We start from the raw sequence: 14,854 nt of genomic DNA on the forward strand, positions 1-14,854 counted from the left end.
CAATGAAATGATTGGATATACCTCTATCCCATCGATAGTTACCATATGGTTTTTGATAAATTTTAACATCTTATTTGGTTTTTATATCGGTTCCTAATCTTTGTAAATACGCAATTAAAGCAACAATTTCTCTTTCTTGAATAGGTACAAACTCTTTTCCTGTTTTTTTAGCATCTTCTTTGGCCATGTTATAGCTTTCTACAAAAGATGGATCTTGTGTTAAGTTTTTAGCAATCAAATCAGCTTGAGCATCCATACTTTTTTGAGCACTAGCTATTTCATACTCTGTATATGGAACTCCCAAAGTAACCATAGCTTTCATTTTCTTTTCTGTACTACTTTTATCTAAAGTATTTTTTAACAACCAAGGGTAAGGTGGCATAATAGAACCTGGTGATGTACTTTGTGGATCTAACATATGATTGAAGTGCCAGCTATCAGAATATTTCATTCCTACCCTATGTAAATCTGGACCTGTTCTTTTAGATCCCCATAAAAACGGATGATCGTAAACAAACTCTCCTGCTTTAGAATACTCTCCGTAACGTTCAACTTCAGATCTAAAAGGTCTTACCATTTGTGAATGACATCCTACACAACCTTCTCTTATGTATAAATCTCTACCTTCTAATTCTAAAGGAGTATAAGGTTTTACACTGCTAATGGTTGGTATGTTAGACTCTACCATTAGTGTAGGAACTATTTGTACAACTCCACCAATTAAAATAGCAATGGTAGCAAAAATGGTTAATTGTACTGGTTTTCTTTCTAATTTTTGATGCCAAGTTTCTCCTAACAATCTTCCTTTTTTTACTCTTTGTAAAGGAGCTGCTTCTGTATAATCATCTTCTACCTCAGAACCTTTTTTAATTGTAGCAACCATGTTAAATAACATTACAATAGCTCCAACAATATACATAGACCCTCCTATTGCTCTCATCCAATACATTGGAATAATTTGTGTTACGGTTTCTAAAAAATTCCCATAAACAAGTGTCCCGTCTGGGTTGAACTGTTTCCACATAGAAGCTTGTACAAAACCTGCTATATACATTGGAAAAGCATAAATTATAATTCCTAATGTTCCTAACCAAAAATGGATATTAGCCATTTTATAAGAATATAATTTTGTTTTAAACAATACAGGAACCAACCAATAAATCATTCCGAATGTTAAAAAACCATTCCAAGCCAAAGCCCCCACATGCACGTGTGCTATAATCCAGTCTGAAAAGTGTGCTATGGCATTAATGCTTTTTAAAGATAACATTGGACCTTCAAACGTTGCCATACCGTAACCTGTAATAGCTACTACCATAAACTTTAAAACAGGTTCTGTTCTAACTTTATCCCAGGCACCTCTTAAGGTTAACAAACCATTAATCATACCTCCCCAAGAGGGTGCTATTAACATTACCGAGAAAGCTACTCCTAAATTTTGAGCCCAATCTGGTAAAGAAGTATACAATAAGTGGTGAGGTCCTGCCCAAATGTAAATAAAGATCAAAGACCAAAAGTGAACAATAGACAACCTATAAGAATATACAGGTCTGTTAGCTGCTTTAGGCACAAAGTAATACATTAACCCTAAAAAAGGTGTGGTTAAGAAAAAAGCCACAGCATTGTGTCCATACCACCATTGTACCAATGCATCTTGTACACCTGCATAAACAGAGTAACTTTTAGTTAATGAAATTGGCAATTCCAAACTATTAAAAATGTGTAAAACAGCTACTGTTACAAAAGTTCCTAAATAAAACCAAATAGCTACATATAAATGACGTTCTCTTCTTTTAAGAATGGTACCAATCATGTTTATACCAAAAACAACCCAAATTAATGCAATAGCAATATCTATAGGCCACTCTAGTTCTGCATATTCTTTACTTGTGGTAAGTCCTAATGGTAATGTAATTGCTGCTGCAACAATAATAGCTTGCCACCCCCAAAAGTTAATTTTACTTAACAAATCGCTATACATTCTAGCTTTTAACAATCTTTGCAAAGAATAATACACCCCGGCAAACATGGCATTTCCTACAAATGCAAAAATTACAGCATTGGTGTGTAAGGGTCTTAACCTACCAAAACTCAACCAAGAGACCCCTTTTGTAAGTTCTGGAAAAATAAATAAGAAAGCCAGTAGAAGTCCTACAGTCATTCCTATTAACCCCCAGAACATAGTTGCATACATAAATTTCTTTACAACTTTGTTGTCATAATAAAATTGTTCTTTTTCCATAAAATAGTTATTCAATTATTGTTTCTTTAGAATCTTACTTTTTTTTATGGGCAACAACATCATTAAACAACATTCTTATTGCAGGTGTTTCATTGTCTTCAAACTGACCATTTTTTACAGCTAAGAAAAAAACTGCTAAAAAAATAATCGCTACAAAAAGACTAACCACAATTAAAATGTATATGACTCCCATAATACTCAAGTTTAAAGCAAAAGTATTGGGATGATGAATCCTAAAAAATGATTATTGTCATAGTTTGGGTTTTATACCTATTAAGCAATACATACTCAATTTTATTATAAAGTTACAATGGGTTCATTTATAGGTGTATCCGTGTAATTTTTACACACTTGTTCCTGAACACTCTCTCTTTTTACACGTTTTTATTTTCCCCAAAAAACTGCTCAAAAAGAATAAACAACTGATAAACAAAGACTTTAATCACAAAGTAGATGTATACACACCGCCATGGCACATTTCTTTCTTTATACTAATCGTAAATAATTAATAACACTTTAAAATATAATTTATGAAAAAGTTCATCTTATCAATCGCAATTTTAGCAAGTGGAATGTCAACATTTGCAATGACTAACAACATTACTCCACAAACATCCATCAACATTATTATGAACAATGGATTTACAGAAGTTTCTGTAGAAGAATTACCTGCTCCTGTGACTGCTGCTGTTCAAAAAGATTTTGCACAAGCTACAATTAGCAAAGCTTATGTAAACGCTAACGGACAGTACAAGTTAGAGCTTACTGCCAACGGTAGCACAAACACGGTATACGTAGACAAAGACGGAAACTGGCTAGAAGAAAGCGCTGTAAAATAAGCACTTTTAACAACAACAATTATTTAATCATTATAAAATCATTTACATCATGAAAAAGTTCATCTTATCAATCGCAATTTTAGCAAGTGGAATGTCAACATTTGCAATGACTAACAACGTTACTCCACAAACATCTATCAACATTATTATGAACGATGGATTTACAGAAGTTTCTGTAGAAGAATTACCTGCTCCTGTGACTGCTGCTGTTCAAAAAGATTTTGCACAAGCTACAATTAGCAAAGCTTATGTAAACGCTAACGGACAGTACAAGTTAGAGCTTACTGCCAACGGTAGCACAAACACGGTATACGTAGACAAAGACGGAAACTGGCTAGAAGAAAGCGCTGTAAAATAAGCACTTTTAACAACAACAATTATTTAATCATTATAAAATCATTTACATCATGAAAAAGTTCATCTTATCAATCGCAATTTTAGCAAGTGGAATGTCAACATTTGCAATGACTAACAACGTTACTCCACAAACATCTATCAACATTATTATGAACGATGGATTTACAGAAGTTTCTGTAGAAGAATTACCCGCTCCTGTGACTGCTGCTGTTCAAAAAGATTTTACACAAGCTACAATTAGCAAAGCTTATGTAAACGCTAACGGACAGTACAAGTTAGAGCTTACTGCCAACGGTAGCACAAACACGGTATACGTAGACAAAGACGGAAACTGGCTAGAAGAAAGCGCTGTAAAATAAGCACATCATTATTTTATAAAGCAACCTCTTTGCTTTATGTTAAAAAGGACGTTTTTATAAAAACGTCCTTTTTATGTTTTTTAAATGTATAAGTCCTTATATCTTAATATTTTTGTAATTACAAGCACTATTTTATGAAACAGATACTATTAATAGAAGATGATGTTACTTTTTCTAACATGTTAAAGAAATTTATGGAACGTCATCAGTATATAGTAGAAGTAAGTTACACTCTTCTAAACGCTACACAACTTTTAAAAAAGAAAACATACGATTTGGTTTTTACAGATTTACGTTTACCTGATGGAGATGGTATTGCTTTGTTAAAACAATTAAAAGAAAGCAATAGTCCAACTCCTGTAGTTTTAATGACCAGCTATGCCGAGGTGTCTTCTGCTGTACAAGCCATGAAACAAGGAGCTTTTGATTATATTTCTAAACCTTTTAACCCTAATGAAGTTTTAGAAGTAATTAGTAATGCCTTAGAAATTAAAAACCCAGATGTAGCCACACCTACTAAAACAACAACAACTAAACCTCATACAAATTCCGACTTTGTAACCGGAATAAGTGCTGCTTCTAAAACGCTAACAGAATACATTCATTTGGTAGCACCTACTAATATATCTGTTTTAATTACCGGAGAAAGTGGAACTGGTAAAGAAGTGGTTGCTAAAAACATTCATTTAAATAGTTCCAGAAAAGAACAACCATTTGTGGCTGTAGATTGTGGTGCCATTCCTAAAGAAATTGCATCTAGCGAATTTTTTGGTCATAAAAAAGGATCTTTTACAGGGGCTATTAACGACAAAATAGGTCATTTTGAATCGGCAAATGGAGGAACTCTGTTTTTAGACGAAGTAGGGAATTTGTCTTATGAAAACCAAATTCAATTGTTAAGAGCTTTGCAAGAACGAAAAGTGAAACCTATAGGAAGTAGTGCAGAAATACAAGTAGATATTAGACTTATAACTGCTACCAACGAAAACTTGTTAGAAGCCGTTGAAAAAGGAAATTTTAGAGAGGATTTATACCATCGTTTGAATGAGTTTTCTATTAAAGTACCAAACTTAAAAGACAGAAATGATGATTTAATTCTATATGCAGATTTCTTTTTAAACAAAGCTAATCAACAACTTAACAAATCTGTTATAGGATTTTCTAAAGAAGTATTGACTATTTTTCAGAATTACAATTGGCCAGGAAACTTACGTGAATTGTCTAACGTAATTAAAAGAGCTACCTTATTAAGCCCTACAGATGTAATAGAAAAAAATGCGTTGCCAAGTGAATTGTTTCAAGCTCCAAAACCTAAAACAGCTCCCACTAATTTTTCTACCAAAGACAACGAGAAAGATTTAATTGTAAGTGCATTGCACGAAGCTGACAACAACAAAACACAAGCTGCTAAACTTTTAAACATTACCAGAAAAACATTGTACAACAAAATGAAACTCTATGATCTTAACTAAGATAGTCTTCTAACAATTGAATAAAACTATCTAACTCTTTTTCAAAAGCATTAAACAAAGGAACATCTATAATTTCTGTGTTTTCAAACATTTCTAAAAAAGGGAGTATACTTTGTACGTTCAATTGCTTAAACATACTCATCATTTTATGACTTGTATAATTTACAGCAGCTACGTCTTTTTCTTGTTTAGCTTTAAGTAATAACAATTTATTTTGCTTAGTGTCTTCTAAAAAAACAGTTAAATTGTTTTTAACTGCAATAACATCGTTATTTAAAAAAACACTTAAAGTACTAATATTAAAACCTTTGGGAGTTTTCAATTCTTCTTTTAGAACATGTTCTTTTTGATCTATAAGCTTTGCCTTAAAATATTTTTGCAACACCTTTTCTAACTTATCAGTTCCAAAAGGTTTCATCAACACTTGAGAAAAACCACTTTCTAAATAATCTTTTACAGATAAATTAGATCTACCCGTCATAGCTACAATAGGTTGATGCTTATAAACACTTTGTTTTTTAAGAATCTCCATAAAATGGATTCCGTTCATTTTAGGCAACTGAATATCGGTTAAAACCAAATCAAAGTTAAGATTTTCTATAGCTTCTAATGCTTTTTGAGCATTTTCAAAAATATGTGATTTTATTCCGTATTGCTGCAACAAATCTTTTAGTAATTGTCTCATCGAAACATCATCTTCTACCACCAAAACTGTAATATCAAAACTCTTTTTAGGTTTTATTTCTTTGGATTTGTTTAGAATTTCATCAGACAAAGTAATAGGTACCGATAGCGTAAACGTACTCCCTTGACCTACTTTACTTTCTAAAGTTAAATCTCCTCCCAACAATTCAGATAATTTTTTAGAAATAGTTAATCCTAAACCAAATCCGTTTTGTTTGTTGGTTTTAGAATTTTCTCCTTGCCTAAACGCTTTAAAAATATTTTGTTGCTGTTGCTCATCTATTCCTATTCCTGTATCTGAAACAGAAATATGCAGTATTTTGTTTTCTATAGAACTGGAAATACTAATGGTTCCTTCATCAGTAAACTTATAAGCGTTTACAACCAAGTTGTATAAAATTTGTTTGATTCTAAAAGGATCAGAAATGACTGCTTTCTTTAATTTTTTACTAGAATGAACTTCAAATTTTATAGGTTTATCTATCACCAAACTTTCGGCATGTTTTACAATTTCATTCAATAAATTTTCTAAGTCAAAAGGCACAGATGTAATAGAAATATTGTTGTTTTCTAAATTAGAAAACTCTAACAAATCGTTAACCAATTGCTCCATATAAGTAGATGCGCTTTGAATATGTTCTATATAATTAGAACCTTTTACACTGTTTATTGATTTTTGTAACAACTCACTATATCCTGTAATGGTATTTAAAGGAGTTCGTAAATCGTGACTAACCATAGAAATTATTTGCTCTCTACTTCTTAAAAGAGAGGAGCTTATTTCATTGGCTTCTTCAAGCTTTTTTCGATAGCGTTGCCCTTTCCAAAAATCGTATAAAAAAATAATAGAGAAAATAATAATAATTACAAAACTGGTTGCTGCTGCATATAGAATTATTTTTTTACTTCTTTCTAGCGATTTTTCTCTTTGAATGTTAATGGTTTGTGTGTGTTGAATAATGTCTCTTTCTAAAATATTTAACAACTCACGTAGTTTTCTAGAAATCAACACATCATTTTCTACCAACTCACGTTCTTTTCTTTCTAAAGTTTTTCGTTGGTATTCTATTTCTTTTTGTGCTTCTTTTAATTTGGTTTTAGAAATGGTTAACAAAGAATCTATTTGATTCTGAGTCATATTACTATCGGCATTTTTAGGATTTAATCCATTTAGCACCTTTACATATTCTTCTATTTCAGAAGGTGTTTTTTTACTTAACGGCTTGGTTTCTTTAGAAAAATCGGCAATAAACATTTTTCCTAAAAGGGAATCTATAGAGCTTAGCTTTTTTAATGCTGTGTGTATAGATGCATCTGAATTGTCATTTTGCTTTAATCTATTTAAACCAACTATGTTTTTTAACTTATGATCTATAATTAGCTTAATACTATCTAAAATTGTTTTCTGAAAATCATTATCAACAATAATATTTAAAGAATCTATTCTTAACAGTAATTGCTCGTTTTCTTTGGCATATTGTTTTAGTTTTTTGGTAGAGTTAAACTGAAGAGCTGCCCTAGATAAACTCTCGTTTTCATAAATACTTGCAATTAAACTCCCTACTTTAACAATTTTAGTTCTATCGGAAATATCTTGTTTTTGTATTGCTGTAAAAGTTTTAATTTCAGATATTACTAAAGCACCTGCAATGGTTGCTAAAATTCCAAGAATAATATAACCTGTTACTACTTTAAATGTAATTCTATGTTTGGGAGATTGCATATAGAAATTATAGACTTATAAACGATAAATATAAGCACTTATTTTATGCAAATAAAACTGTTTATTACAATTTTAAATTCACAAACTTTGTTATTCTACAAACTCTAAAAAGTATTATTTTATTCAATAAAAAAACCTCTCTAATATATTAGAGAGGCTTTTCGGTCTGGACGGGACTCGAACCATTTTCGCTATGCCTTATAAACAGTGCTATTAACACTTATAAATTATTTTTGTGAACCGATTTGTGAACCTAAAGTTTAAATAATTTTAGTATTATTTAACTATCGTTCTTTCTACAAATTTACAAATTAACTATCTTTAAATCAATACAAAACACATCAAATTTTATGATACTTGCTTCAAATAATTATTAATGATTTCGATACTTATTCCACTGTATTCAGCGAATTCTTCAGAGGTAATAAATTGGTGTGGTTGCTTATCAAAATGTTCTCTAATCTCTTTTAATAGCCTCCTACCATAACGTTCACTTCTTCCAGTTATACACTGAACATCTTTTGGATAAATACATGCTCTGGTAATTTTCATGATTTAATACTTTAACTATACTTTATCCTAGGGGTAAATATACACTATTTCGGAAAGAAAGGCTTTTAACGGCCTATATAACACCCTTATTTTGATTTCTATATAAGATACTAATTCTTTTGTTATAAACTTTAAAATCATAGTATTATAGCAAAACAAACAGGTATTATTAAATTAAAAGGAACTCTTTTGCAAAATGCTAAAGACAAACGTGTTTCTAGTAGATTAACAACCACTGTTTTAAAAGTGGTTAAAACAGATACTACGCATGCTCGTGGGGAAAGAACCATTCAAGATGGAACTTTTGGATTGTTAACTAACTTTGAGTTCAACATCAATGGAAAATTAGGAGCTACTATGTTTGCAGCTTTTACCAATGCTTTGGATAGAGCTACAGGAGAAGCAACCGTTAACATTCCTGCTTTTAAACCAACAACTCACATTGCAGGTCCTTCTGGAACGACTCACTTTAAAATTGTGACTGGTGTGGCAGAATTGGATTTTGAGAATGAAACTTTTGTTTTTGACAATGATGAAACAGCTATTTTACCATACGATGGTAATGATACTGCCATTATTGACTTGACTGCTTCAGCTCCTGCAAACTCTGTACTTCCTATTGTTCAGGTGTTGGGTGTTGAATTCTATCAAGAAGTGAATGGTGAAATGTATTCATTAAAAAATGGTTCTTACAATGCTTTGGCTATTAAGATAGCTGATAAAGTGTAAGGATATGGATATCCATTTGTATAGAACTTACTTTAAAGAGGGTACCAACGGTGCTCTCTTTATTCACGATTCTTTTTTTGGCTTCTGTATCGAGTTGCCCTGGTTAGAAAATCGTAGAAATGTTTCTTGCATTCCAGAAGGAACTTACATTTTGAAAGCTCGGTATTCTCAAAAACTCGGACATCATTTGATTTTGGAAAATGTTAAAAACAGGACACTTATTTTAATTCATCCTGCCAATGATGCTTTGAAAGAATTAAGAGGCTGTATCGCTCCTGTAACTTGTTTATCAGGCATTGGAAAAGGTACCTCTTCCAGAAGTTTATTAAACAAATTGGTTTCCAAATGTTATCAAGCTTTTGATAGAAAGGAAACTGTACAATTAATTATAAAATCTTAGAACTTATGAAAATTCAAGAACGATTAAAACATCCAACACCATCCTTTTTTAAAAAACTTAGAAACATTGGTTTGGCTCTTGCAGCTGCAAGTGGGGCCATCTTGGCCTCTCCAATTGCGTTACCTGCTGCCGTGATTAGTATTGCCGGATATGTAGCAGTAGCCGGAACGGTGGCCACTGCGGTCAGTCAAGTTGTGGTTTCAGACAAAAAGTAAAAAGCTATGGGAAATCTTCAATTAAAATCAACGGTGTTTGGAGGTACATTGTTTACTACCCTAGCGAATATCAAACTACATGATGTTTACTTTACTATTATCATGGCTATTATTGGTGCGGTGGTCAGTTTCTTTGTATCGCTCCTGTTACGTAAGATTTTTTTGAAGTGATTTTCAGTAGTTGGTAAAAGGTAGAAAGTAAAAAGACTTGATACTTTGCTTCATTTTATAAACTCCTGGTCTTTTGATCAGGAGTTTTTTTTATGCACTGATTTTGTTTTTACTTTCTTTAAAACAGGCTTGTATAAAAGCCTTTTTTAATAATTTAATTTTTTCCAATGCTTGAGATAATCTTTCTTGCTCCTGGTTAATTGCTTGAATGATTTTGATGTGTTTGTAAACCTCAACATTTAAAATCATTCCTTCTTTTAATGTTTTAGAGCAATCATTTATGCTAATGAATGGAATAACACTACCTTTTAAATAATAGGCATAAAAACCTCCTATTTGAAGCATCATTGATAAATGAAATAATGTGTTTTTGTCTTCTTCTGATCTGGTGGTTACCACAAAGCAGTTCGGACAAGGATTGTCCAGTGGCTTGCCACTGGACAATCCTTTGTTTAAAATGAAAAAGTGAGGTTTGTCGTAGGTCATCCCTACACGGTGGGTCTTGATTTCAAAACAGTACATAGCTATCCAATTAAAGTTGCTTCACTGCGTTCCGCCACAATATTTTTTTGGAGAAAAAAGATGCTCTAAGGATTGTTGCTGTGGCAGATGCTGTCAAGCTTTTTGGAAAAAAGTTTGGAGAAAGAATGCATAGTTTTTTGAAATACTTATCAAAGTTTTTATCAAAACCCGGAGGGCTTGAACTTGATAGCATTGAGTGTTGGATGAAAGGAAGCAACGAAATTTGCAACCTTTTTTATTTAAATAATATCTTTCTTTTCAAAGGCTTAAAGCAAGTGGTTTGTAATGTAGTGGAATGAAAAACCTCTTGCTGTGCGGTGCTGAGGTGGGTAGAACTTAATACCTCAACAATCATCAAAACTTTATACCGACCTAAAGCACATGGGGAATTGGAATTGTAAACTTTCTTATGACGACAAACTTGAAGATTCTTTCCAATGGTATGTATCGATGGACTGAAATATGGTAAAACAGCCTTGAGCCAAACGGTGGGCTGAGTGTGCAAATAGTGGAACGGTTTGCGGACACAGGCCAAGCGCTAGCGAGCCGCCTTGCGAGTGGAGCAACGGGTGGTGCAAAAAGTGCATGAGGTAACGAATGTGGTTTGCAGCTATGTGTGGAGTTGAACGGCAGGTTTTTGTAATTTTTTCAAACAAAAACCTAGAGAGAAACGGAACAATACACAAGGGTGCCGATTTAATTGCTAGAGCCTGTGTGTTGGATGATGTGGTTGGCAAAAAGGCGGAGGCAACACAATCAAAAACCCGCAGCCCGTAGCGACCTGCAAGGCGAGCTAAAATTATGGCAATGGTTGGCTGTGTTGTGGCTGAACGAAATGAACCGAAGCCATGAGTGTGAATGAAGTGAAGTGACAAAAACAGACAAAGGAATTGCAGTGAGGACTGATTGAGGAACGCAACAACCGTGACAAAGTGCCCTTCGACAGGCTCAGGACAGGCCGGGCACATGAAATGTAAAATAGCTCTTTTTTTAAACTTTATGATGAATAGAAAAGCTTAAAAAAAGTGCTATTTACTTTGGCGGGGTTGTTTGCTGACGATTGAAGGAGGAACACCGCTTTACCTGTATTTATTAAATTTAATTATATTTTTTAAAGTTTTCTGCTTGTTCTAATATTTCTTTAAAGACCTCATCTTTGGTAATTGGAGGATATCCGTTTTTTGCTAATAACTTTATCAAATCCATTTTTAATTCGGCTTTGATATCTTCACGTTGGTTCCAGTCTGTGTATTTGGCTTTGTCATCTACAACTAACTTCACTTCTTTGGCTAACATGATTAATTTATCTTCTGGATAGTCGAAGTCAAATTTATGAGCAATCATTTTCAAAATGTCATAAAAGGCTTTTTCTTCAAAATCAATTCCCATAGCACCTGAAGATTCTTTTTCTTTTTTTAATTCATGATATAAGTCTATAATTTCATCTGTAAAATCTTCTAAAACTTGACTTTGAAGTACATCTGCTTTACGTTCATTGTAATTTTCAACTAAGGTTCTCATTTTTTTAGAAAAATCTACCCCTTTAGCTTTGTTCACTTTTTTAAATTCATCAATTGCTTTGGCTAACAATTGTTGTAGTAACTTAATTTTTGTATTCGGTAATTTGATACGCTGAATTTTTGCTAAATAATCCTCATCAAAAATATCTATTTGTGTTTCTTTATCATCCCCTAACTTATAAATCTCCTCTACCCCTTCGCTCTGAATGGCTTCTTTGATCATTTCTTTGACCCTTGCATTCATTTGAGCTGTATCTGGAGCTTCTCCCTTTGTTAATTTGAATACTATTGAACGAATGGCTAAATAGAAATGAATGGTATCACGTTCCTCTGCAGTTATTTCTTCTGTACCACAACAAATATCATAAGCTGCTTTTAGTCGTTTTACTAAATTCATAAAACGATTTTCCAAATCTTTGGTTAATTGTACAAATTCAGCACCATTACTTAAACAATCTAATTGTTCTACAGGATTCCCGCTAAAGTATTTTGATTTATCGAATCTATGGAAAATTCTATTTAGTAAGTCTAATTGATCTTTTACTGTAGTTATTGACTTTTTAATATCTTCAAAATTGGTTTCATCCCCCTTAGAATATTTTGCTAAAGCCTTATTCATTTGGCTTTTGATACCAATATAATCTACTACTAATCCTTTGTCTTTCCCTGGAAAATTTCTATTTACTCTTGAAATGGTTTGAATTAAATTGTGTTGTTGTATTGGTTTGTCTATGTAAATTGTATCTAAAAAAGGAACATCAAAACCTGTTAACCACATGTCTACAACTATGGCTATTTTAAAATTGGATTTTTCATTTTTAAATTGAATATCTAATTTTTTTCTATCTTCTTTGGTTCCTAATAAATTGTACATTTCTAGCTCATCATCTTTTCCCCTGGTCATTACCAATTTTATACGTTCTATAGGTAAGATTTCTTTCTGTTCTTTTTCCGTTAATTCGGATCCTTCATCACAAGCTTTTATATCTGCCCAGTCTGGACGTAAGGCTATTATTTCTTTGTATAATTCAAAAGCAATGGGACGAGCACTACAAACAAACATTGCTTTTCCTTTTACGGTAGCTCCTTCATTTACTCGTTGCTCATAATGATTTATAAAATCCAAAGCCACTGCTTTGATACGATCTGGATCTCCGATGATTGCATTCATTTGAGTCACTGCTTTTTTACTTTCCTCAATTTGATGCTCATTAGAACCTTCTTCTGCACATTGAGCATAGTAAGCTTCAATCTCTTTTAGTTTATCGTTATCTAACAATACTTTGGCCGCTCTCCCTTCGTATACAATTTTTTTAGTGATTTTATCTTTCACAGACTCTGCCATTGTATAAGAATCTGTGATTTCACCAAACACATCTAAAGTAGCATCTACTGGTGTACCTGTAAAACCGACAAAAGTTGCATTGGGTAAAGAGTCATGTAAATATTTAGCGAAACCAAACGTTTTTTTAACTCCTTTGTCGGTGATTACAACTTTTTGGTCTAAGTTGATTTGACTACGATGTGCTTCATCAGAAATACAAATTACATTGGTTCTTTGGGTTAATAATTGAATATCCTCATTAAACTTATGAATGGTGGTTAGAAATACTCCTCCAGAATTTCTACCTTGTAACAACTCTCTTAAATGATTTCTACTTTCTACACTTACTACTGTGTTATCCCCAATAAACTCTTTGGCATTGGTAAAAGTTTTAGATAATTGTTCGTCTAAATCAGTACGGTCTGTAATTACTACGATTGTAGGACTCGAAAAATCTACACTTTTCATTAGCAAACGAGCTAAAAATAACATGGTGTAACTTTTACCACAACCTGTTGCCCCAAAATAAGTACCTCCTTTACCATCTCCGTTTGGACGTTGGTGTAATTTTATATTGGTTACTAATTTTTTAGCTGCATAATATTGAGGATATCTACATAGAATTTTATCATTACGTTTAGAGGTATCTGGAATGTATATAAAATTACGAAGGATATCACGTAAACGAGTATGGTTAAACATTCCTTGAATTAATGAATACATGGAATTGATTCCCTCCACAGATGTTTCTTTTCCTGTTATTTTTCTCCAAGCATAAAAGAAATCATATGAAGAAAAGAATGAACCAGCTTTGTTGTTTACACCATCACTAATCACACAAAATGCATTGTAAATAAACAAATTAGGAATGTCTCTTTGGTAACGATTTGTTAGTTGTAAATAGGCTTCGTGTATTGTTGCATTTTCACGAATGGCAGATTTGAATTCGAATACCACCAATGGCAAACCATTTATATACAATATCCCATCTGGAATTCGTAAATGGTATATCTCTATTTCTAATTGGTTTACTATTTTATAATTGTTGTTGTTCTTTTTGCTATAATCAATTAAGTAAATCCAAAGATCCTTTTCATTAGGGTCTTCACGTTTAAAATCAAAACCATTACTCAGTAACTTCATAAAAGCCTTGTTACTATCGTACAAATCTGAAGCAGGAAAACTTTCTAATTTACGAATGATTTGTTCGATTTCAGAGGCTGTAATATTTGCCGATTTGTATTGAGAACGCAAGTAGGCACGTATATCTTCTAGTAACAATACTTGATTTGTTTTGCGTTGTATACTTTTACCCGATACATGAGGAATGTCTTGCTCTTGTAACAGCTGAATAAATGCTTGTTCTAATTTTTCTTCCGTAAATTTCATTTGATATTCTGTCTTTTAATTTCCCAATAGCCTTCTTTTCTCCCTCCTACTCTTCCAATCAAGTTTTTGTCTTTTAATTTTTTAAGATAAGTTTGTATAGTTCTTTCAGAAACATCTAATATTGTTCCCATTTCATCAGCTTTTATCTCTGGTGCTACAAAAATCAACATTAAGGCTCGTATAGTTTTCGGTTGTTCTTTTTCCGAAGCTTTCCCGAAGCTTTCCTGAAGCTTTTCTGAAGTTATATGGAATTTTTCATTAAATATTTTCAATATCTCTATCGCTTTCTCATTTAAGTAATTGACATATTGATTAGGTTCAACTTTTTCTTTATTGAATAGTAATCTGAATTCATT

The 14,854-nt window shown here is 32.4% G+C and carries 15 protein-coding genes; 8 read left to right on the plus strand and 7 right to left on the minus strand.

The genetic code is table 11. From position 1 onward, the window contains the following. Window positions 1–70 precede the first annotated feature (70 nt). Both ccoN and ccoS read right to left on the minus strand, forming a co-directional pair. The gene (gene ccoN / locus ACY2IJ_RS04020) at window positions 71–2,242 is read right to left on the minus strand and encodes a cytochrome-c oxidase, cbb3-type subunit I (protein ID WP_476725876.1); all 2,172 of its coding nucleotides are present in this window, start codon (window positions 2,240–2,242) and stop codon (window positions 71–73) included. Between the two features lie 34 nt (window positions 2,243–2,276). Then, the gene (gene ccoS, locus ACY2IJ_RS04025; protein ID WP_476725877.1) at window positions 2,277–2,435 is read right to left on the minus strand and encodes a cbb3-type cytochrome oxidase assembly protein CcoS; all 159 of its coding nucleotides are present in this window, start codon (window positions 2,433–2,435) and stop codon (window positions 2,277–2,279) included. Window positions 2,436–2,772: 337 nt separating this feature from the next. Between ccoS and ACY2IJ_RS04030 the strand changes: the two genes are divergently transcribed. The 4 genes from ACY2IJ_RS04030 (at window position 2,773) to ACY2IJ_RS04045 (ending at window position 5,269) form a co-directional block, all read left to right on the plus strand. Beyond that, window positions 2,773–3,081: a hypothetical protein gene (locus ACY2IJ_RS04030; RefSeq protein ID WP_476725878.1), complete on the plus strand. Its 309-nt coding sequence runs from the start codon at window positions 2,773–2,775 to the stop codon at window positions 3,079–3,081. Between the two features lie 49 nt (window positions 3,082–3,130). Next, entirely contained in the window at window positions 3,131–3,439 is a 309-nt protein-coding gene (locus ACY2IJ_RS04035; RefSeq protein WP_476725879.1) for a hypothetical protein, read from the plus strand. Between the two features lie 49 nt (window positions 3,440–3,488). Further along, on the plus strand, window positions 3,489–3,797 hold the full coding sequence (locus tag ACY2IJ_RS04040; RefSeq protein WP_476725880.1) for a hypothetical protein: 309 nt from the start codon (window positions 3,489–3,491) through the stop codon (window positions 3,795–3,797). A 134-nt stretch (window positions 3,798–3,931) separates the two neighbouring features. Beyond that, a complete protein-coding gene (locus ACY2IJ_RS04045) occupies window positions 3,932–5,269 on the plus strand; it encodes a sigma-54-dependent transcriptional regulator (RefSeq protein WP_476725881.1) in 1,338 nt (445 codons plus the stop codon). On the opposite strand, the gene ACY2IJ_RS04050 is transcribed toward ACY2IJ_RS04045, so the two are convergent. Together ACY2IJ_RS04050 and ACY2IJ_RS04055 are read right to left on the minus strand one after the other, a co-directional pair. Next, the gene (locus ACY2IJ_RS04050; RefSeq protein ID WP_476725882.1) at window positions 5,262–7,676 is read right to left on the minus strand and encodes an ATP-binding response regulator; all 2,415 of its coding nucleotides are present in this window, start codon (window positions 7,674–7,676) and stop codon (window positions 5,262–5,264) included. The genes ACY2IJ_RS04045 and ACY2IJ_RS04050 overlap by 8 nt on opposite strands. A 348-nt stretch (window positions 7,677–8,024) precedes the next feature. Further along, entirely contained in the window at window positions 8,025–8,228 is a 204-nt protein-coding gene (locus ACY2IJ_RS04055; RefSeq protein WP_010136054.1) for a hypothetical protein, read from the minus strand. A gap of 189 nt (window positions 8,229–8,417) precedes the next feature. On the opposite strand from ACY2IJ_RS04055, the gene ACY2IJ_RS04060 reads away from it, so the two are divergent. From ACY2IJ_RS04060 to ACY2IJ_RS04070, 3 genes are read left to right on the plus strand one after another with little or no spacing between them, the layout of a single operon-like run. After that, window positions 8,418–8,957, plus strand: coding sequence for a hypothetical protein (locus ACY2IJ_RS04060; protein WP_476725304.1), 540 nt, complete (start codon window positions 8,418–8,420; stop codon window positions 8,955–8,957). A 4-nt stretch (window positions 8,958–8,961) separates the two neighbouring features. Continuing rightward, window positions 8,962–9,357, plus strand: a complete 396-nt coding sequence (locus tag ACY2IJ_RS04065) for a DUF5675 family protein (RefSeq protein ID WP_476725883.1) — start codon at window positions 8,962–8,964, stop codon at window positions 9,355–9,357. A 5-nt stretch (window positions 9,358–9,362) separates the two neighbouring features. Beyond that, the gene (locus tag ACY2IJ_RS04070) at window positions 9,363–9,572 is read left to right on the plus strand and encodes a hypothetical protein (RefSeq protein WP_476725884.1); all 210 of its coding nucleotides are present in this window, start codon (window positions 9,363–9,365) and stop codon (window positions 9,570–9,572) included. Window positions 9,573–9,833: 261 nt separating this feature from the next. On the opposite strand, the gene ACY2IJ_RS04075 is transcribed toward ACY2IJ_RS04070, so the two are convergent. Then, on the minus strand, window positions 9,834–10,265 hold the full coding sequence (locus ACY2IJ_RS04075) for a DUF6943 family protein (protein ID WP_476725885.1): 432 nt from the start codon (window positions 10,263–10,265) through the stop codon (window positions 9,834–9,836). Between the two features lie 47 nt (window positions 10,266–10,312). Here ACY2IJ_RS04075 and ACY2IJ_RS04080 point away from each other — a divergent pair, with 47 nt between their 5' ends. Continuing rightward, window positions 10,313–10,564, plus strand: a complete 252-nt coding sequence (locus ACY2IJ_RS04080) for a hypothetical protein (RefSeq protein WP_476725886.1) — start codon at window positions 10,313–10,315, stop codon at window positions 10,562–10,564. Between the two features lie 799 nt (window positions 10,565–11,363). Here the strand turns inward: ACY2IJ_RS04080 and ACY2IJ_RS04085 are convergent. Both ACY2IJ_RS04085 and ACY2IJ_RS04090 read right to left on the minus strand, forming a co-directional pair. Further along, window positions 11,364–14,498, minus strand: a complete 3,135-nt coding sequence (locus ACY2IJ_RS04085) for a type I restriction endonuclease subunit R (protein ID WP_476725887.1) — start codon at window positions 14,496–14,498, stop codon at window positions 11,364–11,366. Beyond that, window positions 14,495–14,770 (minus strand): HTH domain-containing protein, encoded by a 276-nt coding sequence (locus ACY2IJ_RS04090; RefSeq protein ID WP_476725888.1) that lies wholly within the window; start codon window positions 14,768–14,770, stop codon window positions 14,495–14,497. The genes ACY2IJ_RS04085 and ACY2IJ_RS04090 overlap by 4 nt, the downstream gene beginning before the upstream one ends. Window positions 14,771–14,854 lie beyond the last annotated feature (84 nt).

Source organism: Wenyingzhuangia gracilariae (assembly GCF_056387575.1).